Annotated in this window: 16 protein-coding genes and 2 pseudogenes; 14 read left to right on the top strand and 4 right to left on the bottom strand. The window is 60.6% G+C overall.

Annotation, left to right across the window (positions count from 1 at the left end; all coding sequences use genetic code 11):
• On the top strand, window positions 1-152 hold a 152-nt coding region (gene ligD / locus ACWUKX_RS17135), incomplete at its 5' end, for a non-homologous end-joining DNA ligase LigD (RefSeq protein WP_456008060.1).
• Window positions 153-173: 21 nt separating this feature from the next.
• Here the strand turns inward: ligD and ACWUKX_RS17130 are convergent.
• Complete coding sequence (locus tag ACWUKX_RS17130) at window positions 174-419, bottom strand: hypothetical protein (protein ID WP_456008054.1); 246 nt, start codon at window positions 417-419, stop codon at window positions 174-176.
• A 162-nt stretch (window positions 420-581) separates the two neighbouring features.
• Window positions 582-846: pseudogene (locus ACWUKX_RS17125) on the bottom strand (SOS response-associated peptidase family protein); the annotation flags it as partial.
• A 569-nt stretch (window positions 847-1415) separates the two neighbouring features.
• On the opposite strand from ACWUKX_RS17125, the gene ACWUKX_RS17120 reads away from it, so the two are divergent.
• Complete coding sequence (locus tag ACWUKX_RS17120) at window positions 1416-2189, top strand: DUF1828 domain-containing protein (RefSeq protein WP_456008052.1); 774 nt, start codon at window positions 1416-1418, stop codon at window positions 2187-2189.
• 240 nt (window positions 2190-2429) lie between these two features.
• Window positions 2430-3077: a hypothetical protein gene (locus ACWUKX_RS17115; protein ID WP_456008050.1), complete on the top strand. Its 648-nt coding sequence runs from the start codon at window positions 2430-2432 to the stop codon at window positions 3075-3077.
• 38 nt (window positions 3078-3115) lie between these two features.
• Here the strand turns inward: ACWUKX_RS17115 and ACWUKX_RS17110 are convergent.
• Window positions 3116-3578, bottom strand: a pseudogene (locus ACWUKX_RS17110) (IS1595 family transposase); the annotation flags it as partial.
• A 196-nt stretch (window positions 3579-3774) separates the two neighbouring features.
• Between ACWUKX_RS17110 and ACWUKX_RS17105 the strand changes: the two are divergent.
• The 3 genes from ACWUKX_RS17105 to ACWUKX_RS17095 are packed head-to-tail and all read left to right on the top strand — an operon-like array spanning window position 3775 to window position 6782.
• Window positions 3775-4449, top strand: a complete 675-nt coding sequence (locus ACWUKX_RS17105; RefSeq protein WP_456008048.1) for an N-acetylmuramoyl-L-alanine amidase — start codon at window positions 3775-3777, stop codon at window positions 4447-4449.
• Window positions 4450-6360, top strand: a complete 1911-nt coding sequence (locus ACWUKX_RS17100; protein ID WP_456008046.1) for a peroxidase family protein — start codon at window positions 4450-4452, stop codon at window positions 6358-6360.
• A 17-nt stretch (window positions 6361-6377) separates the two neighbouring features.
• Window positions 6378-6782: a hypothetical protein gene (locus ACWUKX_RS17095; protein WP_456008045.1), complete on the top strand. Its 405-nt coding sequence runs from the start codon at window positions 6378-6380 to the stop codon at window positions 6780-6782.
• Between the two features lie 22 nt (window positions 6783-6804).
• On the opposite strand, the gene ACWUKX_RS17090 is transcribed toward ACWUKX_RS17095, so the two are convergent.
• Window positions 6805-8859, bottom strand: coding sequence for a hypothetical protein (locus ACWUKX_RS17090; protein ID WP_456008044.1), 2055 nt, complete (start codon window positions 8857-8859; stop codon window positions 6805-6807).
• Between the two features lie 42 nt (window positions 8860-8901).
• Between ACWUKX_RS17090 and ACWUKX_RS17085 the strand changes: the two genes are divergently transcribed.
• The 8 genes from ACWUKX_RS17085 (at window position 8902) to ACWUKX_RS17050 (ending at window position 24304) form a co-directional block, all read left to right on the top strand.
• Complete coding sequence (locus ACWUKX_RS17085; protein ID WP_456008043.1) at window positions 8902-10305, top strand: YcaO-like family protein; 1404 nt, start codon at window positions 8902-8904, stop codon at window positions 10303-10305.
• An 80-nt stretch (window positions 10306-10385) separates the two neighbouring features.
• On the top strand, window positions 10386-11399 hold the full coding sequence (locus tag ACWUKX_RS17080; protein WP_456008042.1) for a hypothetical protein: 1014 nt from the start codon (window positions 10386-10388) through the stop codon (window positions 11397-11399).
• Window positions 11400-11403: 4 nt separating this feature from the next.
• Window positions 11404-14196 carry a S8 family serine peptidase gene (locus tag ACWUKX_RS17075; protein ID WP_456008041.1) on the top strand — a complete coding sequence of 931 codons (2793 nt, stop codon included), beginning with the start codon at window positions 11404-11406 and terminating at the stop codon, window positions 14194-14196.
• Between the two features lie 42 nt (window positions 14197-14238).
• Complete coding sequence (locus ACWUKX_RS17070) at window positions 14239-15225, top strand: DNA/RNA non-specific endonuclease (protein ID WP_456008040.1); 987 nt, start codon at window positions 14239-14241, stop codon at window positions 15223-15225.
• Between the two features lie 45 nt (window positions 15226-15270).
• On the top strand, window positions 15271-16500 hold the full coding sequence (locus ACWUKX_RS17065; protein ID WP_456008039.1) for a S8 family serine peptidase: 1230 nt from the start codon (window positions 15271-15273) through the stop codon (window positions 16498-16500).
• Between the two features lie 173 nt (window positions 16501-16673).
• Complete coding sequence (locus ACWUKX_RS17060) at window positions 16674-18353, top strand: hypothetical protein (RefSeq protein ID WP_456008038.1); 1680 nt, start codon at window positions 16674-16676, stop codon at window positions 18351-18353.
• Window positions 18354-18371: 18 nt separating this feature from the next.
• Window positions 18372-19508 (top strand): AAA family ATPase, encoded by a 1137-nt coding sequence (locus tag ACWUKX_RS17055; RefSeq protein ID WP_456008037.1) that lies wholly within the window; start codon window positions 18372-18374, stop codon window positions 19506-19508.
• Window positions 19505-24304 carry a hypothetical protein gene (locus tag ACWUKX_RS17050; RefSeq protein WP_456008035.1) on the top strand — a complete coding sequence of 1600 codons (4800 nt, stop codon included), beginning with the start codon at window positions 19505-19507 and terminating at the stop codon, window positions 24302-24304. Before ACWUKX_RS17055 ends, ACWUKX_RS17050 begins: the two co-directional genes overlap by 4 nt.
• Window positions 24305-25036: the final 732 nt, after the last annotated feature.

The raw sequence follows: 25036 nt of genomic DNA, 5'->3' as shown, positions 1-25036 counted from the left end.
GCAACACCGCGGTGGGAGCCTTCTCCCCACGAGCCCGACCGGGCTTCCCAATCGCCCATCCTGTAACCTGGAGCCAAGTTGAGCGGGGTATTCGGCCCGACGGTTTTACCATCGACCATCCGTTCCGAGCGGCTGCCCGAAGGGCGGCGTAGGCGGGATCGCATTCGAAGCTTTTAATGCTGCCTGCCCGCGCGGATCATTGCTCTGGCAATCGCGAGCTCCGCCTCGACCTTGGCGTTTTCCTTTTGCGTCATGTTGTCGGCCGCGATCAGCCGCCGCAGCGAGCGGATCACCTCGCCGCGTGCCCAGCCGGCTTCCAGCATGCAGTCGACGATCGCTTGAAAGCCGGGCTCCATCGATTCTTGGCAGTCGATCTCGCGGTCTGGATATGGATTCGGATTCTTTGGCTGATTGATCACAGGTAGCGCTCCCCGTCCTCACGATGCTCAAGGCAGAACCAATGCGGCGTTTGTCGCGGCTTTGCGAATCCAAAACCGGCGTGCCTTCCACAGCCGGGATGTTCGCAGACCCCGTCGGCTGTCGAGCCTGACAATGTGGTCCATGGCATGCCTCCTCTCAAGCAGGGAGCCTTGTGTTGACGCCTGTTGCGGGTTCTTGATCTGGGTCGCCGGCTTCTCGACGATCGCCAGCGCGTCGTCCGGCGCGGTGCGTTGAAGTTTCTTTGCTTCCGATCGCCGTAAGCCAGGTTTCGATTTCCTCCTGTTTAGTCAGGATGACCGGCATCGCCTTTTCGTGGAGCGGCGCAATCAGAGCATTCGGCTTGGTGGTCATGAAGCCATAGACCTCGTGATCGCCAGGGCCTTCCTTGACCTTGCGCACGACCCACGAGGAATATGTTCCTAATTATATACTTGACAAAGCATGAGGATTCCTTAGCCATTTTGCGCTAAGAAGATCACCATGAATCTTAGGGCTATCATAGCGGCGGTTAAGTCCGCCGTAGACACGGGGGATTGGAAGCGAGGTGAAATACCTCGCCCCAAGTGGCCGTCACGTCGAGCAAAAGCAAAGGCCTACAAATACGGGCCACTTTACCAGTGGCGCATTATCACGTTCGTGGCGGAAGGCCACGATTGCCGCGTTTTGTTACTCTTCAACGAGTCGAAGCGAATATTCCGCGCCAGCCTTGGCGTGGTCAGAGGCGGCGAAACTCTCGTCATTTGCGATTACGAGCACCACGCTAGCGAACCAGGATGGCACTGCCATGCCCGCTGCGTCGACTTGTCCAATCTCAATCCGAGCCACAATCGCTTTGGTGGAGTTCGCCTGCCCAAGGCACACGCGTATCATAGGCGAGTCGAATTCAGGCACCTAAAGCAGCCGCTTTCTGCTCAGACCGCCTTTAATTGCGCAATATCGATCTTCAGAATCGATAACGAGGCCGAGGGACTGGTATGAAAGCCGAACTCTGCCACGCGTTTTGCAATGACATAACGGTAACGGAAGTGCCGGCCGGCCTTGCCGTGTCTACAGCGTTTTTGCGCGACGACGGCGACCGAGTCGCCTTCTACGTCACAAAGACAGAGGAAGGTGCTTTCAAGCTTGAGGACGACGGCGCGACGATCCAGCAACTTGAAGCGGCCGGCGTCGATTTTGACACCGATACGCGCCGACGCGGCCTAGATCAGCTACTGTCTTCGGTTCATGCTCACTTCGATCACGATGACGGTACGATAAAGACTGCCTCGTTTCCGGAGGCAGAGTTGCCTGCTAGGGCATTGGCCTTTGTCGGCGTCATGATCCGAATGAACGACTTTCTCTTGCTCACGCAGGAGAAAGTGGCTTCGACCTTCAAGGAAGATGCGGCCGAACGAATAAAGTCAGCAATCGGTGACCGCGCCAAAGTCAAGGAGAATGAGAAGGTCAACTCGCGCTTGAGCGAGGTCACACCGGATATGGTCTTGGAGGCGGCTGGCCGCCCGCCAGTTGCGGTATTCTTCGGGAACACCCCTACGCGAGTGAATGATGCAATCTTCCTTCACTTCGCAGCTCTGCATGAAGTGAAGCAGGATCTATCGGTAGTCGCGCTTTTGGAGGATGATCACGCCATATCCAGTGATCTGCGTCGTAGGGCAAGCAACCGACTAGCGACTGTTCCCGTTTTCAAGGACGATGAGGATGCAGCGATAGCCCGCATCACTCGCGAGGCACTAGGCAAGACAGCGTGAACAACGCAAAGACCGACGAAAGCGATTCAATGAGACGCTAAAGCGGATGCTAAAAACGCCGCCAAAGGTGCACGAAAAAACTGACGCAAGGCGCAAGCCGAAACCAGATCGGCCGAAGTCGACTTCTGCTAAGAAGAGCAATAGCAGTAAGGTCTGACTATAGCGATTGACTCTTATATCAGATGGCAGCAACTCTTCCCCAGTCTCACAGGGGGAGAAAAAGACTATGGGGATTGAAACATGGCAAGCCGCACGCGAACCACGGAATCCGCCGCCACCGCCTCCGAGACCCTCGCCGCCTCCGTCTCGACCGTCGCCAGGGAACACGGAAGTCAGGCAGCCGCCTCCACCGCCGCATCCGAACCCTCGGCCGCCGAGGCGGGGGTAACCCTTAATTGCCTCATGAACGCGCGCTACCATGGCGCGCGCGAGGCATTCTTGGATGCGATCCATCGCTGGTTTATGTTCGGTGTCATCATTGCGGGTGCGGGCGCCGTCTCGGGTCTATTTCAGCAATATCCTCTCGTTAACCCGATCTTGGGCGCCGTTGCAGCGATCCTAGGCGCGGCTGATCTTGCATTCGATTTGTCAAATAGGGCGCGGACGCACGCGCTTATGAAGCGCCGCTACTTCGAACTGCTCTCCGATCTTCGTGATGGGCAGAAGACCGTAGACCAAGTGGAAGCGTGCACACATCGTTACAGCGCCGATGAAGAGCCTGCCTATCAGGCTCTTTTGATGGGATCGTGGAACGCTGCGCAACAAATGGTCTATGGAAGCCGGGCAGAACTTCTGCGGATTCCAGCCATGCATCGTTGCTTGCAAAATTTTTGGCGTTTTGAAGGAACAGAATATTCCTATCGCGATGACGTCAATCAGATCCCTTAATCTTCTTGCGTCTGAGAAGTAGCCTTCGCACCTTCTGCTTAGGCGAGACCGGCTTCACCGATCCACCGATAGGTAAGGCGCTTTCCTTCGATCTTGGCAAGCAACTGGTCGTGGCGCTCGCGATCAGTGACGCCAAGCGCCGTGCGGCGATTGTAGGAAGTCGAACTCGGCAAGATAGCGATGCAAATGAGCCTCGCCGCAATGCTGATAGACGCCGGCCATGCCACGCTTGAAGACCGAGAACACGCTCTCGATGGTGTTCGTGTGGACGACGCGTTCATCTTCGTAGCGAGCGTGTTCGCCGGCAGTGTGCTTGACCGTAGCGTGGTCAGCAAACTCCTGACCAGTGATCGGGTAGAAGTTGGACTCGTCGGTCATGAGCGTCGATTTGCGGTCGGCATTGCGGACCAGCACATCACGGATAGACGCCGTGGTGGCGCGCCCGACATAGAAGGAACGAACCGAACCGCCGCGCTCGACCAGCGCCACGATTGAGCGCTTGGACGAGTGGGAAGGCTTACCGCGCATTCAGCGAGGTTTGCCACCTAACAGAAATTCTTTGCCTTGAAGGGATCGAACCAATGGCGGAACTTGCGCGCCTCGAAGCCCCCCGGGGCCTCGGACATGGTTCACGCTCGTTTCACGCTGGCCTTGCGATGCAGAGATCGTGAAAACGTGAGCTTTGTAGGAGGAAGCAATGCCAGATCCAAAGACATACCTGTTTGATCTACCGGCCCGCGGTAGGCCAGAACCCCTTGCGATCCCCGAGGTGTGGTATCCCAACGTTCAAAGCTTCTGGGCGAGCTCGACTTCATCGCGGATTTTCGATCCGATCCTGGGCATCAAGGCGGTGGTTATACATGCGACAGCCGGCGCCAGCTCGGCTGGGGCAATGTCAGTGATGCAGGCCGGCACCGCCAGTTTCCACTGGCTGGTACCCGACGAAAACGAAAGTCAGCATGGGCATGTCGTTTGGGCGTGCGCGCCGGAGGCACGGGCGGCGTGGCATGTGAGAAACGACAAGAGTCATCCGCAGGTCAATGGCGGCGCCAAGCGCGTCAACCACTGGAGCCTTGGCATCGAAGTTGTCAACACGCAGGCCGCGGATCCGTTCTCGGACTGGCAGGTCGAAGCGACGGCGAGAATTGTCCGCTACTGCTGGGCCAAGTATCCGAACCTCAAGACCATCGTTTCGCATGCCGCGCTCGATCCGCAACGCCGGACTGATCCCGGGACCAAGTTCGACTGGGTTCGTTTTCGCCAGTTGGTTTTGTCGCCCGCCGGCACGGAAGCGGTGTCGTCGATGATTGCTGGCGTGACCCCGATGGGCAAACTGGCTCCGGCCGACCTTCGGACCTGTTGTGCCAGGTGATTGAACGGCCCAAACGGTGTATATTGGCGGGCCGGTCGAGCCGGCAGCGGGACGGATTTTGACCTCCCACGAGTCCCTCCCGCCTTTGGACCGGGTGCCGGTCGAAAGCGCGCAAATTATGATCCGGTTGGCATCGCTGATCGCGTGACGATGCGGATAGTCTTTCACGGCGAAGAGGCGGCGATGCGACACGGCGGGTATGCGGCATACGAGGCCTTAGCGAACCACCGCCGCGCGTTCAACGCGGCGAGAACGGACGGCGGTCCCACCGTCGAAGCCACGGGCGCAGGCTCTGGCGATGTTCTCCGGCGCCTGCTCCTGTTTCCTGATCTCGCCGACAAACCCATGAGCTACATGCCAGCTGGAAAAAACAGCTCCGTGACCGAGACCACCCAGCAGGCGATTGCGGTCATATCGAACTGTATGCTCGGTCCCATCGATTCCTTCGACCTGAGCGGCAATCCCGCAGCCTACACCTATTTCGGGCAGTTCGCTTTTCACGATATCGTCTTCAGCCGCGTATTTGGCAAGCCAAGCGATCCAGCTGGCCGCATCTTAAGAAACGCTGCCTCAGGCAGCCTCGATTTGTCGGGCCTATATGGGCGCGGCTTGATTGTGGATGCCCACCTGTACGACTCGGCATCGGAAGGCGACACGAGCCTTTGCCGGTTCCCCATAGGCCTGCCCGGAGTTAGCGACAAGGAGGTCAAGCTCCCCGTTAACGGCGCGATCGAAAGGGCACGCGACGTTCCGCGCATCGACGCGTCCAGCGGGTTTCTGAGCGTGTGTGGACAGAAGACGCCTTACCGCCCCCTTATCGGCGACCCTAGGAACGACGACAACCTCATTCTCTCCCAGCTCCAGTGCACGTTGATGCAGGTGCATAACCGTCTTGTCGATTTACAGATGGCGCGCCACGCCGCATCGCCGCAGACTGCCTTCGAGCAGGCGCGCCTTTACCTGACCAGCGTCTACCGCCGCGTCGTCGTCGACGACTATCTGCGGCGAATTCTTTGGCCAAAGGTCTGGGAGCACTTCTTTGAGGGCGAGGAGTTTCGCGGACCTGGCGTCGCGTCGCTCAGGCCGCTGGCGGATTTGCCTATGGAATTTACATATGGCGCCTCGCGGTTTGCGCACTCGATGATCCGCGATCGCTACACCGTCAACGACATGTTCGATCAGGCTCCTGCCACTTTGCGCGAGATTCTGGCGTTTTCCAGCCAGCGCCCGAACGGCGACGTCCCCGTCCGCGTCAATTGGGCCGTCGACTGGAGCCGTTTCACCGAATCGGGTGATGCCGCAAAGCTTCTGAAGGCACGCCGTATCAGCCCCTTTCTCACTTATGAAATGGCAACGGTCCAGCACACTGCCGACTTGGACGGGACACCTCGGTCCATTGCCTTCATGGACTGCTGGCGCTGTTATGAACTCGGAATCGCTTCAGGTCAGACGATCGCCGCCGCTGTCGCTGTTGCGCTTGCCGAGGATGTGCCGGTGCTTTCCGATGCGGACATGCTGCCGACGGATAATTGCAAGGAGCGCTACAGCTTCCAGGCGGGCGAGCTTGAAAGGACGCTGAGAGCCTATCCTCAGTTCCTCGTCGAAACGCCGCTGTCCTATTATGTGATGCAGGAAGCCTCCGTTCTCGGCGATGACGGCAACCGGTTGGGGCCAACTGGCTCCTTCATTGTCGCGGCCACCGTCGCGGCTGCACTGTTCAATGCCGTAGACAGCGAAATCCAGACGCCGCTGTCCCAATCGTCGGCCGAACCCGGCAATCTGGCCGGCCTTCTGCGGTTGGCAAACAACAGGCTGGTTTCGGACGACCAGCTCTACGAATATTTCCAGCGGTCGGTTCACCTCGATATGCCGAGGCGGACCTACCGAAGAACCGGCAACGTCGCAACCTGAACCTACGGAGCAGAGATATGGCCAAATTCGAGAATGTGCAGTTCGAAGCGCTGGGTGCCTTCATTCAAAAGACCATCAAGGACCCTGCCGCCATGGAGATATTCAGGAACGGCACGCAGGATGAGAAGAAAAACCTTCTCAAGGGTTTCATGAACCCGCGCGGCAAGAGCTGGGACGAAATCACCATCATCGCGCATTTCGACGAGGAAAACGTCGTGAACATTGCGTTTCCCTTCACCGGAGACGTGGAGGAGACCGTCCGCGAGATCGCGCCCGATGCAGGCCCCGGATCGGACTATCCATTCCCTGACCACTACAAATTCGACCCGAACGCAGGCGCGACGCCTGAGGAGAAGAAGGCAAACCGGCTTCGGGGCTATCGCAGCCGGCTTGGCGATTATGTGATGTCGCGTTGCAAATAGCGTCCGCCCGAGATAAACCGCCTCATACCAGCCGTGCGGCGCGGTCGATGCCCTCGCTAAGTTTCGTGCGGTCGGCATCCAGGCGGATCGGAAAGACGTTCTTGAACCAGTCGATCGCAATTCGCCGGCTCGGGCGCTCGCCATTATGCCATGCGGCCGAGACGCCTTTCAGAAAGAGTCCGAAGTCGGCCCCCGCGTTCGCTTCGTTGCCCATGAGGGCATGGGCGGCAGCCGACCACCCCCTGATATCCGGAAACAGGCCATCGCTTTTTTCGACAGCTTTGACGCAGCCCTGCAGGTCGCCAGCCAGGAACGCAACGGTCGCGTGGTAGCCATAATAATGAGGATCATGCAGAGCGTTGAGTTCGAATGCCCGCATCGACAGGCTGACCGCCCGCTGATGGTTTCCGATGAACGCGCTGGCAAGTGAATAGGCGATAAGGGTCGCTGGATTGGCGGCATTGAGGTCGTGCGCCAGTCCGAAGTGGAAATCCGCCAGTTCCCACCGCCGGGCCAGAAGGTGGCACCAGGCCAAGTTGACCTGATTGCGGTGATCGAGAGGATCGAGCGTGACTGCCTCTTTGGCCAGATCGAAGGCGTGGTCGAGGTCCGCACTGTCAACCGGATAGCCAGGCAGCACGATCCACCGCGAATTCAGGATCGCCGCCAGGCTCGAATAGGCGCATGCTAGCCTCGGATCCTGGCGGATCGCTTCTTCGTACCGCGCGATCGCCGCCGCTTCGGTGTCGTTGCGCCACAGCGTGGAAAGCCGCTGTCCGTCGAGCCAGCTGTCATAGGCCGAGATGTAATTTGGCGATTGCTCGTCGATACGGTGGAGGCGCGTGGTGGAAATTACGAGCTGAAGGCGTGAGGCGACCCGCGCGCAGATTTCATTGAACACAGTTCTCCAGGCGGCTGGCTCGCGAGGCGCAGTGGTGGTGAACTGCAACGCGCCCGTTGCCATCGCCCGGCATGAGATATCGAAATGCGGTTCCCCGTCATCGGAGGCGGTTATTGTCACTGCAAGGTCAGCGCTTTCCCCCAACGCGGCGCGAAGCGCCTCAACCGACCCTGACCGCACCGTATCGCGATCCAGCTCCGCGTGGATTGCGGTCCAGTGCCTGAAGCGCGAGAGGGTGGCGGACAGTTCGCTGACCAGAGCGAGTTGAACGTGTGTGTCGGCGGTCCTGTATTTTTCCGTGACAAGTACGATCGTCGGTCTTTCGACAGGATGCCGGGGAGCAGTGGTGTCAACGGCGGGATGCGGCCGCGCGGCTGCTGCATCCAAAGCGCTTGTCTTGAACCGTTCCAGTTGCTGGATGATTTCGCGCGATGGCGCGAGGTCGAGTTCCGATCTCAGACCGCCGGCGTAGCGTTCGAAGAAAACGCGAGCCCTAGCGTAACCGCCTTCCCGATGCAGGGCGCTCAACATCCCGATTACTGCCGGTTCGTGGAAGGGGTCGAGACGCAAGATGCAGACGGCGATCGCCTTGCGGTCCGCCAGTGTCAGATCTTGTTCGTTGAGCAACCCCGACAGTTGATGGATCAGATTATCTGACCACTTGGTAGAGGTCATCCCGATCCAGTTGTCGAACACCGGATCGCAATCCTGAAGTCCGATGCAGAGGGAATTTCCGCTTCGCGCTAGGATGCGATCGGCGGTCAGGAAGTCCCGATCCTTGATCGCATGACGTAGATCGGCGAGATCCGTTCTCAGGGCATTGTGATCGATGCCGACGGAGAGCTTGTCGAGCACCAGAAACCTCACGCCCGTCTGGATCTCGATGTGCTTCAGGTCGCGGATGGATTGCCTCAGCGAGGCGCGTGCATGTTCCTCATCGCTGTCGCTCCACAGCAGTGCTGACAACCGCCCGCGCGTTTCGCGCGTCTGTTCGGACAAAATGAGATAGGCCAAGATCGCGCAAGCTTTGCGCTTGTCTAGAGCGAACACCTTGTCGAGGCTGCGTATCTCGAAATTGCCGACAATTTTGATTTCGAGGCTTTTCCTGGAAGAGCCTTTTTCTCTTTGCCTCTGAATCAGGGTTACTGACATGATCGACCAACCGCCCTCGATCATTTAATATCAGAAACCGAACTTGAGTTAAGTGAAGATTGAAGAATGCGGCTCGAAAAAAGACACTGGGAAGTGCTTTGCGCACTGTCGCGTGCCGCTGCCGACTCTTGGCAGGCAGCTGAGGAGGATGTGTCGAATACAGTAGGCCGCGACATTCGGTTCGCGGGATTGGCGGATCGACCGGAAAAGGATATTGATGCTTCCGACCGTCGGCGTCTGTACGGCTGCGCTTCCCAGCACGGTCTGACCGTCGATCTGTTCGAGGTGCCGGGGGGTGTCCTGGCCGCGGCAAACCTCGGCCTGCCCGGGAGCGACGGTTCCCGCCAAGTCACGGTAAGCGGAAAGGGATACAGTCGGGCGCAAGCCTTGCTGGGGTGCCTCGGCGAAGCCGTCGAAATCGACAGTTGGATGTACCAGGCCTCGGACGAGCACAAGCTTGTCGCGGCCGGCAATGCCGGAGAGGGCCATGTCATCGCGGCCGAAGCGGTCATTGGCTTTTCTAGGCGCCAGACACAGCAGCGCCGTCGTCTCAACCGCCTATGGGATGGCTGGGATGCGATCCCGCCAGTTCGGCAAATGCGCGATCCGCATATGTTGGCGCTCGTGCGCGACGTGACCGGTTCGCACACAGCGCTGTGCCCCGCATTCCTGTGCTTTGGTGGCTTTGGCGAAGCCGTCCATGGGGACAATAGCCTGAACGTCGATTCCAACGGCTGCGCAGCCGGAAGCACGCTCGACGCCGCGATGTCGCGCGCTGTGCTTGAGGTCGTAGAACGGGACGCAACCGGTATATGGTGGTGGCGAGGATGCCGGCGTGGACGGTTCTCTCCGAGCGGGGAGGATACCGCGCTGACCGCGGCCCTGAAGGAACACGCTGCCGAGACCGACCGGCGCGTCTGGTTCCTGGACATTTCCACCTTCCAAAACGCGCGCGTGGCAGCAACGGTATCGTGCGACGGAGACGGCCGGCGCGTGGCACTGGGATTTGCGGCAGCCTTCGACTTGCAGGCGGCGGCCAAGGCTGCGTTCCTTGAGATGATCCAGACCGAGCTTGCATTCGATGCCTATGAGGTGCGGGTCGCAACCAACCACGATGCGCCGACGTCCCCTGCAGACCGTCGCGTTGCGACGTGGCTGCAGCAGGTAAATCTGGACACAACGGGCTTTCTGGCGGGCTCCGATCCCGTGCCGACAATGCAATCAGGCCAAGCAGGGACAATGCTAGGCCTGATTGAAGAGCTAATGGCGGTGAGCGGTGGCAATTTATGGTTTGCGGACCTGCGGCGGCCAGCATTCGCAATCCCGGTCGTCAAGGCGATCTGCATCGGTCTCGCGCACTTCAAGCCACGGCTGGGTTGTGACCGGCTCTGGGCATTGCCGCTGCAGCGCGGCTGGCAGCCGACATACGGACGTCGCGATCTTGGGCGGCGGACGCCGCTCTTCATCTGAAGGCTTCGGCCTGGCCGGGGCTGATTTCACGCTCACTTCACGCTGGCTCTGCTCAATTGTCGCAACGGTTGGGTGCTGCGATGAAAAACAGACGCATTTTGATCGACGTTAAGTCCGGCGCGAGGACAAAAGCGTCCGAAACCGCGGGGGCTCGCAAGATGGGCGAGGGGTGTTTCGGGCATGCGGTGGGCGCCAGGTCGCCCACCGCAGTCGGGCGCTGGGTCTTTCCATGCATTCTTCCAATTCTCATCGTTTCGACCCAGTACGCATTTGCGCAGGGCAACGACATCCCGAACGCCACGCACATCCTCACCGAATTGATGAAGGTGCTTTTGATTGCCGCTGTGTTCGAGCAGGCGTTCGCTGCAATCTTCAATTGGCGGCTTTATCAGGAATTCTTTTCCGCACGTGCCGTGAAGACGCTGGTGATGCTGGTCATCGCCGGCCTGTTCGTCGGTCTTTCCGGATATGATCCGGTCAGCAACATCATCGGCTTTGCCAACGGCACCCAGCAGGCGCCGGCCAACATATCGACAACGACGCTGACCACCACCTTGTCGGCATTGATCATCGCGGGCGGAAGCGCCGGCGTGAATTCCCTCCTGGTTAACCTTGGCTTGCGTAGTCGCTCCACCCCCGAAGAGGCGCCTAAGCCGCAGACCGGCTCTGCGTGGTTCTCCGTGAGGGTTGTCGCTCCGCAGGGTGATCCGAAAGCCGAATATGCCGTGGGCCTTGCCGAGGCTGACCAATCATCGATCGGCAATTCCGTGCTGGGCATACTGGCCAGGCGCAGTGTTGAGGAAAGGCTGAAGCGAGTCTTTTCGCGCGATCCGATGCGCTATCCGCCGAGCGGTGGCTACAGCGTGCCGTCGGGTAAACCCTATGCGATCACTCTCTCGCGCGTCGTGCAGGGTGCCACGGTGGCGAAAACGCCGGCCTCGACCAAAACGCCAGCCTCGACCGCTGAAAAGATGACCGCGACAAAACTGGAGCCGGTCTGGAACTGGACCGGATCATTTGCCGACAGGGCGATAGCGGACTTCGAAGTGAGGCTCGACCCGGATGGCGGCGTGACGCTGAACGCGAAAGGGTAAGGACATGTACCGCCAATTCCTGAAAGCCGCCGCTGACGCAACCGATGATCCGAGTTCGCAAACGCTTGCGCCGGGCATTATCAGGTTCACTCTCGAATACGCCAAGGCGCCCGACCTCCAGGCAGAACGCGCGAAGTTGAGTGTCATCATCGGCAGCGATCGCTTCGCTTTCTTTCCGTTGCCCCCGGGCGAAGATCCACTCGTCCACATTCTGCAGTTTCCAAATGTGTGGCGCGAACAGTCGGCCGGTTTCCTCTTCGATGTCGCGCAAAATCTCATCGACGACTGTGGCCTGCGTTCGTGCGTTCCCGATGTCGATCCGGGCTGGATCGCCGACGACGAGCTCGGCCGCAATGCACCGGAATCGGTGGGTGGCATCGTATGGGCGCTGTGCAAGTCGAGCGCCCCGGTTCCCACGACCATGCGCTGGGCGGTCTCGGCGGTGCGGGCGGACCGGGCATGGGCCAAGTTCAACACCACCGGCCAGGGGATTCTGATCGGCCAGCCGGATACGGGCGTCGCCGATCATCGTGAACTTGATGGTGCGCTTGAACTCGCAAAAGGCACCGACATTCTGGCCGGCGGCGGCCTTCCAATCGATCCGCTCTCCTCGTCAATGTCCTCGCCCGGTCACGGCACCGCAACGTCGAGCGCGGTCGTCAGTCGCCCCTCATTGGCGATCGTCGGGGCGGCGCCGGGAGCAACACTGGTTCCAATCCGTTGCGTCAATTCGGTTGTGATCGGCAGTGGCGCCGCCGTGGCGGCCGCCGTCGACCATGCCCGTCTGGCAAAATGCCACGTCATCACCATGAGCCTTGGCGGTCCGCTCGAAGGCGCTGATTTGCGGCGGGCGATCGAAAGGGCGGTCAACGCGGGCATGATCGTGGTCGCCGCGGCCGGCAACTGCATACCAACGGTCGTCTACCCCGCCTGGGACGCCAACGTTATCGCCGTGGCGGGCGTCGACATCAATGATCGACCTTGGAAGGGAACGTCCCACGGTCCCAAGGTCGACGTTTCCGCCCCTGCCGAGAATGTTTATGTGGGGCGGCGGGCAGGGCCCACCGATGCCGACAAATCCATTGTCGAGCCGGGTCAAGGCACATCCTTTGCCGTGGCCCTAACAGCCGGTTGCGCCGCGCTATGGCTGGCCAGGCACTCTCCTGCCGCGATCAAGGCCGAGGCGGCCAGGCGCGGCGTGCACGTTCAGGAATTGTTCCGCGCCGCCGTCAGGAAGTCGGCGCGCAAGCCCAGGAACTGGCCCAGCAGATCAATGGGCGCCGGTGTGGTCAACGCGGAGCAGTTGCTCGCGTTGCCGCTTCCAGAAATTCCGTTGGGCCCTTCCGTGGAACGCGCCCACCCCGGTCACTCGATCCTTGAAGCCACGCTCACTCCCCAGCGCTTCGTCGCAGAGGCAGGTTTTCTGGCGCTCGATCGGCGCCAACGCATGGATCCGAAGCGTGTCGGGGCACTCGAAAGCACCGTGGCGCCGCGCCCCAGCCGGGCCCTTGCCGCGGCCATCGGCACGGCTGGCGCGGCAGCCATGCTGCTCGACCGCACCACGTTGCCGAGGCCATCGGGACCGCTCACCGCTTTCGTCGGCCCACGCACGCCGTCAGGTGGTTCGCAGCCGCGCAAAGGCTCGGCATCGCAAAGCGCGGTGCCGCCCATCACCGCGCAGACGATGCTCGCCCGTTCCGGAAAAAAGGAGATGCTCGACCGTATCGAGAAAGTCCTGAGTAGTCGCGGGGCGCGTGCGGGCACGACCGAATCTGCCCGCGCCGCCGGCCGGGCGATCATGACCCATGCCGAAGCGGTCGTCGACGCTTGGGCGAAGGGCAAGACTATCGATGCCGGATCGGTCGGGGCCGTAAGGGCGACGGCGGAAGCGATCGTGCGGCTAACCGACCGTCCCGCGCTACGGGTCGTGGCCGGGATGGTCGATCCCAGGGATCCTCAGCTCGAGTTCTGGGCAGGTGATCTGGGTCCACCGAGAAAGGTTCTCAAGCCGCTGATCGACGCGGTTGGCCGCATCGACATCGACGAGGCCGGCGGCCATTCGCATGTCGGCACCGGTACAGTGATCGCCAAGGGCCTTGTGATGACCAACCGGCACGTCATCGAGGCGTTTTCGGAGCCGGTGCCGTCCTCTGGCGGACGGCACCGGTTTCTGCTCAGCGCCCCGGTATCGATCTGCTTCGACGAGGCTGCAATCGATGAGAACCGCCGGTTCGTAGTGAAGAGCGTGCTGACGGCGGGACCGTGGCAGATCGGCCAGTTCGCCGATATCGGCAAGCTGGACATCGCAATCCTCGAAGTGGAAACGACGAACGCCGCCGGCGCCAGCCTGCCGGCGCCGGCACCTTCGGGTCCACTTTTTATGGAATCGGCCGAACGGTCCAAATTTATTGCCGTCGGCTACCCGGCAAAGCCCAACCTGTCAGCTGCCATCGACCCGGACACCGGCGAGGTCTCGACCGAGATCTGGGACCGTTTCTGGGCGCTGTTTGGCGACGAGTACGGCACCAAATATGTTAGTCCAGGCCAGATCGTGAACAAGCCGGGAGAGATGGTCGGCGATCAGCTCCGCTGGGCTCTGAGCCATGACGCAACGACCCTTGCCGGCAATTCGGGCGCTCCCATCATCAGCTTGCGCAATCCCTACGGCGTAGGCGGACTGCATTTTGGCGGGCAGACGTTGCGGCAGAACCTCGCTCACGATCTTGCCAGCATCCGCGGTGCTGTTGACAGCGACAAGCAACTGCTCGACCTGAAGGCCTTTGGAGATTTCTTTTAACGCCGTGTGACGTGCGCGGCATTTTTCGATCGGAGAAAAGGCATGTCTGCGACTGAACCTGTAACCGTGAAGATGGATCGGCGACCGCAGCTCCGCGATATGCGGCGCCTGCGTGGGCCGGGGGCCGAGGCAGCTCTCGAAACGCATATTCGCAGCGAGAGTGCATTGGCCGAGCGCGCGGCTCGGCCGCGCATTTCGCCGCCTCAGTCCTTTGCTGGGCGTGCCGGCTTCGATCGGGCTTTCCTGACCGGTTTTCCGGTCGACCTGCCCAAGCCAAACGGCCAGCGTTCCCGCGATGTAACGCCGGTTGGCGGCGACGCCACCGGCCGGCTCGATTATTGCAATTTTTCCGTCGTCATGTCCGCGTCGCGGCGCATGGCCCTGTTTACCGCCGTCAACATCGAGGGCGCCCGCTCCGTCTCGATCGAACGCGAGGACGACAAATGGGCGCTGGACGGGCGCCTGCCGGTCGAAGCGCAACTCGGCGAAGACCTTTATGCCGGCAATCGCCTTGACAGAGGGCACCTGGTCAGGCGCGAGGATCCGAACTGGGGCGACAATGCTCTCGTCGCCAACGATGATACGTTTCACTTCACCAACTGCGCGCCGCAGATGGACATCGTTAACCAAAAGACCTGGCTCGGACTCGAGAACTACATCCTGCAGAACGCACGGGCCTGGGCGGAGCGCTGCTCTGTATTCACAGGGCCCGTCCTCGGCGCCACCGACCTTCGGTATCGTGATGCACTCGTTCCGAAAGCCTTCTGGAAGGTGGTGTCGTTTCTCTCCGATGACGGCCGCCCGTCCGCCACTGCCTATGTGGTCGAGCAGGAAAAGGAGCTTGGTCAGCTGGAGGCGGCGTTCGGCGCCTTCAAAACCTATCAGCGAAGCGTCAAGCACGTCGAAGGGCTTTCCGGCCTCTCTTTTGGCTCCCTCGCCAACTTCGACGGGTTTTCAAACGAGGAAGATGTCGAAGGCGGCCTGTCCATTTCGTCGGAGATCAGGGTGCTGGGCGACGTGCGCATCTAGAACGCGCTTTCAGGGCGAACATAGCCGCAAGGCAAGGGGGATGGCATGAAGAAGATGAAGCTGGAAATGGTGGTGCTTCGCAGCCGCGCCCCGCGTGGTTTGGAGGCTGTGCTCGAAAGCACGCAAGCTCGGGATCCTCAGCTGGTTTCGGCCAGGCGAGTGCGTCCGTTCGCCCGCGGCTTCGAGGATATCGAAGTCGAGCTGGACGAAATGAGCGCCGCTGATCACCGGCGTGTTTCCGCCGATCCGACGGTGCTGTCGATCACACCGCGGATGCCGGTCGCGCTCATTCGAGCCTTCCCTTCGGCCAAACCCGCGCCGAAAGCCACTCCCGTCGTTAGCTGGGGCATTGAAGCCGTCGCCGCTTCGACGAGCCCATTTAGTGGGGACGGCGTGACGGTGGCGGTGCTGGATACGGGCATAGACAAGGATCACAAGGCGTTTGCCGGTGTCGAATTGGTCGTCCGCAATTTCATCGGGGGTTCCCTCCAGGATGTGACTGATGACGAAGGGCACGGGACCCACTGCGCCGGCACCATATTCGGCCGCGATGTCGACAATTGCCGCATTGGCGTCGCCAGAGGCGTCAAGCGGGCGCTGATCGGCAAGGTGCTGGGGGAAGGGGGCGGGTCATCCGAACAAATCGTGAAGGCGATCCAGTGGGCACAGTTCGAAGGCGCCCATGTCATCTCGATGTCGCTGGGCATGGATTTTCCCGGCTACCAGCAATTGCTGATGACCAAATACGGCATCAAGCCCCCGCAGGCCACATCTCTTGCGCTGGCGGGCTACCGGCTCAACACAAGGCTCTTCGACGAATTGTCGCGAAGCATGGTCGGCCACGACGGTCTGATAGCCGGGTCGGTGGTAACGGCCGCCGCCGGCAACGAAAGCCAACGGCCGGACTATTCCATCATCGTCGCGCCGCCGGCCACTGGAGAGCGGTTCCTGTCCGTGGCGGCACTTGGCCGCAACAAGGACAAGACCTATCGCGTCGCACCCTTCTCCAACGAAGGCGCGACGGTGTCGGCGCCGGGGGAGGAAATAGTCTCGGCGCGGAACGGCGGCGGTCTCGTCGCCATGAGCGGCACCAGCATGGCCGCTCCGCATGTCGCCGGAATAGCCGCGCTGTGGGTCGAACAACTTAGCCAAAACAACCAGTTCAGCGCTGCGAATGTCATCGCCAAGATCAATGGGACGGCGCTGGGTCTAGGGGCGCAGTTCAGACAGGAGGATGTCGGCCATGGTCTTGTCCAGGCGCCTCAAGCGAAATGACAGGCCGGTCTCTTCCTGCGCTAGCGCGCGGAGTGCTTGTAAGTCAAAGTATCATCGCGCAGACAGCGGAATTTCTGACATGTTCTCATGGCCGAAAAAGTGTTCTCGTAGTTGAATAGGCGGCGTCCGGGCGGTTCGCGGTGGCAAAAAGGGATCCCATAGTCGATCTGACCATGTTCGTCATGCGCGAGATTGGCGGCGGTGGTGCCGAGACTGGAACCGGCCTGCTGATCACGCCGCGTCTGGTGATGACCGCACTCCATGTGGTCTGTCCCTTCGGGAAAGGCCGTGTTGTGCCTGCGCATCATTCGCTACGGCTTTATGTCCGCTTCGAGATTGCGTCGAGATCAGTCGCTGGAGAGCCCCGGCCCGTCGCGAAGTTCTATCCGGCGCGGCTGGTGTGGCCTCCTGTCGGCACGGAGGCGTCGATCAATTCCTCGGACGTCGCGCTTCTGGCACTCGACAACGACGGTCTTGAAGAGGGCGAACTCGGTCGTCTGCCCGAGAACTGGGTGATTGCCGCGCAGGATTTGATCAAGCGGTACGCTCTCGGAGAAGCCACAACACGGATAGGTCTCGGCGTGGCCGGGGACCGGCCGCCTCAGGTAAAGTTCCTCGGTTATCCTGTTGCCGGAGACATAGTTCTGAAGGAGGTGCTGAAGCCCATTGGCCAGGAAGGCATTCCCGCGATGATACCTTTCCCCGGTAATGTACCGGTTGCAGACCCGACGGGTGGCGATCTTATCTATCTCTTCGCGGATAAGGTGTGGTCGCCGACGCTGGAGCAGCCGGAGCCGCTGGTTGGCATATCCGGCGCGTCCGTCTATCGCATGGGCGATGCCGCTGGCTATGCCGAGATCTACGGGGTACTAAATCGCTCGCTTCCCGTTTCGAAAGATGGCACGCAAAATTTGCTGTCTATTGCGCCAATTCCGAAGCCCGGCGCCCGTCAGTCTGCTGCCGGCTTCTGGTCTTTCGTCCCGGAAGCTATGGCATTTGTTGAAAACGACTCTGTACAACGTGCGCGGGACGTCATCCATCGCCTTGACCGAAGCGTGCCGGTACAGATCTATCTCGACGGATTCCGAAACAAGCGGCCGCGCAGTTACCTGTATGTTTTCGTCACCACGCTTTGGGACGGTCCGGATGCGCTGCGCAAACGGCTGCAAGAAGTAAGCACCGAGAACGACGAACCGCTTTTCGATATCAGAACCTTTGCATCGGAGCCGCCGTCCATCACCCTTCAGAACATGAGCGGCACTGCGGAGTGCGCTCGGCTGCTGACCACCCTCGCCAAGCAGATCAAAGCGCGGGCGCCCGGCGAGAATTCGGCGCAACCTTGCATCGCGGACAGGCTGGCGAGCGGCGCCGCGCCGCGCCTGCTGCTTTTCGATGTCGCTGATAATCGGCTTTTCGACGGCGACACCGGCGAGCGACTGGATGGGGCAGTCGCCACGTTGCGGCAATTGATGCAGGAAATCGCCGGTTGGGCAAAGAAGGAACCTACTGCGCCATCTGGAATTTCATTCGAGCGGGAGAATCCGCTCGTTGCGGTTCTGACGATCTATGTGTCGTCGCGCGATCCTGACAAGGCCTTCAAGCAGGCCAAGGATCTGGTGGAGCGCGCCAAATCCCTCTTCCAGAACGACTGCGCGTCACCCGAGGGCATGCATTGCGAAGTCTGCGACCAGCCTCTGGACGAGATCTCCTTCTCCGACTTCCGCGAATGGTGCACGCAGCAGTTCCGCGCCGCCAATTTTTGCGACACGCTCGGCAACGCGATGGAGCCGCCGTTCACCGGGGGCGAGCTACGCTTCGACTTCATCCAGAAGAGTCTCGGCGCTCTGAAGTAGAACAACAGGAGACAAAGGATGTACGGCCTCGATCTCAACGGCGATCTTCTTGCAAATAGGCTCGATGGCGCTTCTTTCGGAGGCCGCGCCACGGGTGTCAAGAAACGGCCATATCTGCCCGACGACAGTTTGACGACGGCCGCGGCTCTCGCGGTCCTTTTGGGACAGCCCTTGCTGCTCAGTGGTCTGCCCGGTGTCGGCAAGACCGGTGCGGCCTACCACATCGCCTCCAGCCTGTTCGGCGATGGCCAGGAGCCGATCCGCGTCACCGTCACCACGCAGACCTCCGGCCGCGACCTGCTCTACAAATTCGATCTTCTGACCCGTTTCCACGACGACAAGATTCCGCTGCGCCGTCTCCTGCGTTTCGAGGCGCTTGGACGCGCCATCGCGACCGCCTGCGGCAGCAGTGCCCTGGTGCTGGACGCGGCCACGGACCAGCCGGTCACCGAGCCGTCGCGCATCGCCGCTATTGTCGGCGATGCGGTGCGAGAGCCAGGCCCCTTGCTGCTGCGCGATCTTTTTCAACCCGTGGAATGTCCGCCCGACAAACCCCAGCCTTCGGTCGTGCTGATCGACGAAATCGACAAGGCGCCCCGCGATACGCCGAACGATCTGCTCGAAAGCTTCGAGGCGATGCGCTTTACGATAGACGAGCTCGGATTGAAGATCGGCGCCAAGGATGCCGCCAACGACGATGCCGAGCGCCGCCGCTCGCGCCCCGTCATCGTCGCCACCACGAATGCCGAGAACAACTTGCCGGATGCGTTTCTCAGGCGCTGCGTGTTCCACGAAATCGCGATGCCCGGAGAGGAGCAGCTCAAGAAGATCGTCTTCGAACATCTGAGGACCATCGACAAGCTCGACGAAGGCAAGGCGAACGAATTGGCCAATGCGGCTTTCGCTGTCGGCGATGAGGTGGCCAAGCGGATCAAAGGCTCCTCGCGCGCGCCGGGTACCGCCGAATACATTGCTCTGGCGCGCGCCGTCCACGTCTCGCCGATCACCGCCGCCGACTTCAGAGCAGCCATGGACGGCAACATCAAGGCGCCGCCGCTTGATCTGATCAAGGCCCTTCTTGGCGTGCTGGTGAAGACGGCCGACGATCTCGGCAAGGCGCTCGAAATATTTCCGTCATTGTCCGCAACGCGATGACCGACCCGCGCGAAACCGCCACGCCGGAATCCCACCCGTTGCAGGGGTATTGGGACAGGCTTGGCGGTCGCGGCAGCCGGATCGAGATTTTGCTGTCGGAACTGGCCAAGATTCCAGGCATGGCGCTTGGTGTCGACCGGATGACAAGGCTCGGGGTCGCGCTGGCGGCGTTGGCCGACCGCGGCGCACATTTCCGGAACGCCGCCGACGCCGCCGATGTGATGATGCCGCTGCTTACCATCAATGGTGAAGCGCAACTGGCGGGGCGTGCCGCCATCGCCGCCTTCTGGGGGCGAGTGGAGGTGGGTCCGCGGCAATCCGACAAAAAGGCTTTGAAAATGCCGTGGCAGAAGCGGTTCAACGAAGTGCGTCTTCGCATATGGCTTGCCGCTGCGTTGATCACCGTCATGGTGCTCGGCGTGGGGTACGTCGTTTTTGCGGTGCCGCATGCTGCCGTTGAAATCACGCCGACGCCTCCGACCATCCCGCAGCCGGGGCCATCGCCGGAAGCGTCCGCCACGTTCTGGCCATGGCTGGCCGAACTCTTCATGCGCGATATCCTGCATCGTCTCTTCGCCATCCTCGTGGTGGCCTGCTTTGCCGCGCTTTGGTGGAGCTACGTCAGGAACAGGCGCGACGAACACCTTGCGCGCGACAGGAAGGACGGCTCGGTTGCCGCGACGATGACGCCGGCGGCCAGCGAGATCCTGTTTCCCACCGCAGTGGTGCGGCGGGCCGGCCGCCTGCTACGCCGGCCGGTGCGCGTCGCCGGCCATCGCATCGATGTACGCCGCAGCGTCGAAGCGTCGATCGAGGCTTTCGGCTACCCGACACTGGAAATGGGCCTGGAATCGCGTGCTCCCGACTGCCTCATGCTGGTAGAACGCATCGGCCGGGACGACCATCTGCCGTCGCTGGCCGACGCTTTAGCAAAGCGGTTGCGCGATGGCGGTGCCGATCTTCTGCGCTACGAATTCCGGATATTCCCCGACGTGCTTGAAGCCGTAGGGCGACGCTTCGGTGGCCAGCCGGTGGTCTCGCTTGCGGCTCTTGCGCGCCGTCATCCGGGAGCTCGGGTGGTGATCGTCGGCACGGGGCGGGGTTTCTTCGAGCCCTATGAGCTCAACAGACTGCGTCTCAGCAAACCCTTCTTCGGCGAGCCGGAAGACTTGCCATGGGTCGATCATCGGCAGGCCGACCGGCAATTGCGACAGGCGCCTCGTGCCCTTCCTGCGTTTCGGGAGCCGCCGATCCTGATGACGCCATCCCCGCCCGATCGCTGGGGACCGGCCGAGCGAGCCTTGCAGGAGGCAGGCTTTGCCGTCATCAGCCTGGGCTCCGCCGAGAATTCAAGGACGGGATTGGAGAGTGCGGTCGAAGCCGTCATCGCAAGCCGGCGCCCGCAGGCGGTCGACCGCGACGTCATGGCGCAAGCCACACCCAACTATGATCCCTTGCTGCTGGAGCTTGACCGCGCCGAATTCGCAAGCGACATCCCTCCTCCGGACAACGCCTTTCGCGAGCGGCTGGCGCGGCGGGTCACCGCCTATGCCTGCGCGCGCATCGGCGAGACCGGCGAGGAGGAGTTTGACCCGCCGGATGATCCCTATCAACCGGACGACTTCGTGTTGCGAGCCGGATCCGGACTGGCGGCGCTTGCCCTGTTTCCCAAACTCGATCCCCAATTCACACCGGCGCTGTGGAAGCACGTGACAGGGCATGCGCCCAGTGCTACCCGGCTCGCCCGGCTTGCGCGGTTGCCCTGGTTTCGGGCAGGGCGCATGCCGGACTGGTTCCGCTCCGATCTTGCCCGCTGCTTCCAGCGCGAGACTGAGCAACAGCCGGGCAGGTGGAAGACCTTGCGCACCGAACTGGCCGTCTTTGCCAATCTGTGCCTGGTCAGATCACCGGACGCATTCGGCCTTGAGGTCTATCGGCCGTCGACCTCTCTCGAGAAATTGCTTTCGCAAATGCGCGTGTTGCGGTCGGACGCTGATCCCGCCTCGCGTGCGCTAGTTGAGGAGCGCCTGTTTCTGACTTTTCTCGAGAGCGGCGAGGTGGCCGATACGGAGCTTGCCGTCCACCTTCCAGCGCCGGAGCGTCTTACGCCGGCAATGCGCCTTTCGCTGCTGGGCTTTGGCGTGGCCGCGCTCGTCGCGGCGGCGTTCGCGCCCTGGGCGTTGAGAGTGGCCTACTCGTGGGCAGGACTGATTTTTGATCTCCAAAGAAGCGGTGACGAGAATTCAATATCCTATTTGTTGGCGCTTTGCTTGCCGGGGGCGGCAATTGGAATATACGTATCGCTCGACTATATTTATAATATAAGCATGCATCGGAATAATTTAATATGGAGAACGATTTATTTCTTTTATGTAAGTTTCGCAGCAATCACATATACACTAGAGTATATAGTTGTTTCATCAATTGCACCTGATGGAACGTCAAAGTACGAATCTGTAATTTTTCTTGTAGTGTACTCTGCTATTCCGGCAATCGTTGCCGCATCTATTATGTTGATTTCTCCCATCAACAAAAATCATTTAACAAAAAATGTTTCAAAATATTATCCTATAGCCGTCTCCGCGTCTATTTCTATTTCATTTTCATTGTTGCCGGTGTCTATAGATAGATCTTTTGACTCGTTTTCCGTTTTTCCTGCCGGATTACTCATGTCAATCGTGTTTTCGTTATGTGCGACGAATAACGTTGAGAGGACAAAGATAATAGTCTATACGCTATGCATAATCTGGCAGTTCTATATAATATTTGAGATTGTTGAAATTGTTATTTATGAATTGGTCTCAAGCGCCTATATTGATCTAGTCCAAGTATCATTCTATACGTTTTCGTGCTCTATTCTCGCAGATTTGCAATTCCCGGATGGATGGCGTAGAAAGCTGGAGCGGATTACTTTTATGTTCACATCGTCGACGGCCGCCCTGTTTATCTCCTTCCTATACTACCCCACGTTTGCCTCAACCCAGGCTATGGCATATTTGGGCCTTGGGACAATGGCGGCCGCGATCGTTTGGTTCTGGCTTCTGAGGAATCCCCGTCTTGAAATTCGCCTGGGCGCCTATTTCCTGAGATTCTTGAAGCCGGTCTCGGCCGGGAGCTTCAGGCTCGTCTGGATCGGTATTCTCCTAAAGGCCATCCTCAGTGGCACGGTCGTCGCCTTTCTTACGAACGCTGTTGTGGGCCTGATCGTTTTGTCTCTTGGATCCAACGCGGAGACAGTCTTGCTAGAGACCCTCCCGAGGCTGCCAGGCCTGGTTTCGGAGTCCAGCCCGCAACTGCTTGCACAGATCGCGGCGGTGGTCTCGCTCTTCCTAGCCTCCTATGTCCTTTGCCGTCTGACGATGCGGATCTATCCGCTGGCAGGCGCGCCTGCTGGATCCATTGCAACGAACTATCGACCGTCGATCAGTGTGTCGTGGTGGGCCTCGCTTGCATTGTGGGTTGTCGCGATCCTGCCGGCGTCATTGCATAACTGGCTTTCCACCGCCGAGTTCATGAACATCGGGGCACTGAGCAAGCTCGGAGCCCAAGGCTTTGCCGCGATCGACTCGGCAGCCGGAACGCTTGCCTGGGCACTGCAGGTGCTGTTTTGGCTCGGCGGTTCGACGTGGGCCTGGCTGACCTATCTCGCTTTGCCGCTGGCGTTTGGCTTGGGCCTGCGCATGGGGCCGGCGGCGGATCGGACGATCTTCATCGGTCTGCTGCCATTCTTGCTCGCCGTGACCGTTCTGCCGGTGGCGACACCGGGCGGAGTCTGGATGGTTCCGCTCGTCTTCCTGTTGCTGCGCCTCGCGCGTGAGCCCGCATTGCGGCGGCGCCTGCTGCGCTTTGGTGGTGGCTTTGCCGGCCGGCCCGCCAGCCCCTTCATCGTCTTCGTGCTTGTCTTCTGCCTCGCGCTGATACTCTCGCCGGCTTTGACTGGCAAATCCGAGACGGACGGCGTGATGGTGGCAATTGATTCCGATCTGGCGCGCGCGGTCGTCTTCGTCCTGATCGGCGCTATGCGACTTTCGCGATGGCCGGTGCTCGCCGCTCTCGGCCTTCATTTCCTCATTGCCATCCTTCCCTTCGGCAAGCTCAGCTATGATCTGGCCGACACTGCCATCGGCCTTGTTGTCGGCTTGACCCCCGGCGAGGCGGTTGATCTGTTGCTTGCCTATGCTGCTGTACCGCTGGCCAAGCAGTTGCGTCGCATGCAAACGGACTCCCCCTCGTGGGCCGGAAGCGTGATCGTTCTCGGCATGGCGATCGCGATGGCGATCGTCCTGAGCTTCGGCAATGGCGGCGTATCGGTCGGCACGTTTCTCCAACTGCCGACCGGGGTCTTGTACAAGCCGACCGGGATGACTGTCGCTATCCTGTCGCTGACAATTGGCCTGGCCATTCGACCACAACACCGCACCCGCTTCTATCTCGTGGTGCTGGGCTCTATTTTGGCCGCGATCGGTGTTTTCGCTCCCATCTACGGAGCTCTCGCAGCCGGCAACTTGTGGTCGGGGGTTGTCTTCGTGACCCAGCCGGAGGCGCTGACGTCCCCCGTCGCCGATTTGGTGGCATCGACCCTCGGCCTGGTAGTCGCCGCCGGGTTTATGCTTCTTGGCCGCGCCGCCGCTGACATGCTTCTTGGCGACGCCGCCACAGCCAGCCTTTCCGGTCGCGCCACCGCCGGCGAACTTCCTGCCCGCGGCAATGAGCCTGCGTTCTCGATGCCGAAGGCGGTCGGCGATGAGAGGGAAGCTATGTTCAGTACCGAGAGGGTAGTGGCCACAAATGAATGAGCCGGATGTCGAGCAGCGAGAATCCATTCAGGACGGCGGGCCCCAGGAACAGCGCCTGCCGCCGACGTCCTTCCCAAATCTCCTGTCCTTCCTGTTGGCCCTGCTCGGCCCTTGGGGGATCGCTACTGCCGCGGGAGCCGTTGTCCTGGTGCTCCTTTCCGTTGGCCTCAACGCGGCATGGGAGGCTTCCCCTCGGCTGCCCACGAATCCCCCTAACGATGTTTCCCCGCCGCCGATCGAGAATCCGATCGGGTCGGACACAGCGCCGCCGCCGCCGATTGTACCCCCAGAGCCGGGCGGCGAAAAATTAAAGTCTGGATGATTACTTCGCGAAACGTACCGACCTCGTTCACTGAGAACGCAACGGGCATCCATGCCAAAAGATCAGCCGCTCTCCAGTGGGCCAGCTGTTCGGACATGAAGGCCGACCAGATCAGTTATACGCGTGCGTCACGCGATGCTCTTCATTGCGGCGCAAAGGGAGGATGTCGGCCATCTCATTGCGGAACAGGCCCTCAAGACCCTGCGCAAGGGGCGGAGCCCACCACGGCTGAGTTCTAAACGCGCCGCGTTTTAGACGGCCTCTTGAGACGCGCCTTAAGTTCTTTGTTTTTATGTACCGTGATCCCAAACCGCTGCGCGTTTGGGCGACATGTACAAGCACTCGATCTCCCGCCAAGTCCCATACCTGTGGAGTACGAGCGCCAGGGCAACGGCATCGAGACACAACCT

The sequence above is a fragment of the Mesorhizobium sp. f-mel genome, assembly GCF_053850215.1.
The sequence above is the reverse complement of the archived record's forward strand: the minus strand, read 5'-3'. Positions and strand labels throughout refer to the sequence as shown.

What these genes read in the sequence shown, in the direction of transcription:
- ACWUKX_RS17090 (WP_456008044.1), bottom strand. Translation starts at nt 8,859, where the DNA reads ATGATCGAGGGCGGTTGGTCGATCATGTCAGTAACCCTGATTCAGAGG.
- ACWUKX_RS17075 (WP_456008041.1), top strand. Translation starts at nt 11,404, where the DNA reads ATGTACCGCCAATTCCTGAAAGCCGCCGCTGACGCAACCGATGATCCG.
- ACWUKX_RS17080 (WP_456008042.1), top strand. Translation starts at nt 10,386, where the DNA reads ATGAAAAACAGACGCATTTTGATCGACGTTAAGTCCGGCGCGAGGACA.
- ACWUKX_RS17060 (WP_456008038.1), top strand. Translation starts at nt 16,674, where the DNA reads ATGTTCGTCATGCGCGAGATTGGCGGCGGTGGTGCCGAGACTGGAACC.
- ACWUKX_RS17070 (WP_456008040.1), top strand. Translation starts at nt 14,239, where the DNA reads ATGTCTGCGACTGAACCTGTAACCGTGAAGATGGATCGGCGACCGCAG.
- ACWUKX_RS17095 (WP_456008045.1), top strand. Translation starts at nt 6,378, where the DNA reads ATGGCCAAATTCGAGAATGTGCAGTTCGAAGCGCTGGGTGCCTTCATT.
- ACWUKX_RS17055 (WP_456008037.1), top strand. Translation starts at nt 18,372, where the DNA reads ATGTACGGCCTCGATCTCAACGGCGATCTTCTTGCAAATAGGCTCGAT.
- ACWUKX_RS17120 (WP_456008052.1), top strand. Translation starts at nt 1,416, where the DNA reads ATGAAAGCCGAACTCTGCCACGCGTTTTGCAATGACATAACGGTAACG.
- ACWUKX_RS17065 (WP_456008039.1), top strand. Translation starts at nt 15,271, where the DNA reads ATGAAGAAGATGAAGCTGGAAATGGTGGTGCTTCGCAGCCGCGCCCCG.
- ACWUKX_RS17105 (WP_456008048.1), top strand. Translation starts at nt 3,775, where the DNA reads ATGCCAGATCCAAAGACATACCTGTTTGATCTACCGGCCCGCGGTAGG.
- ACWUKX_RS17050 (WP_456008035.1), top strand. Translation starts at nt 19,505, where the DNA reads ATGACCGACCCGCGCGAAACCGCCACGCCGGAATCCCACCCGTTGCAG.
- ACWUKX_RS17085 (WP_456008043.1), top strand. Translation starts at nt 8,902, where the DNA reads ATGCGGCTCGAAAAAAGACACTGGGAAGTGCTTTGCGCACTGTCGCGT.
- ACWUKX_RS17115 (WP_456008050.1), top strand. Translation starts at nt 2,430, where the DNA reads ATGGCAAGCCGCACGCGAACCACGGAATCCGCCGCCACCGCCTCCGAG.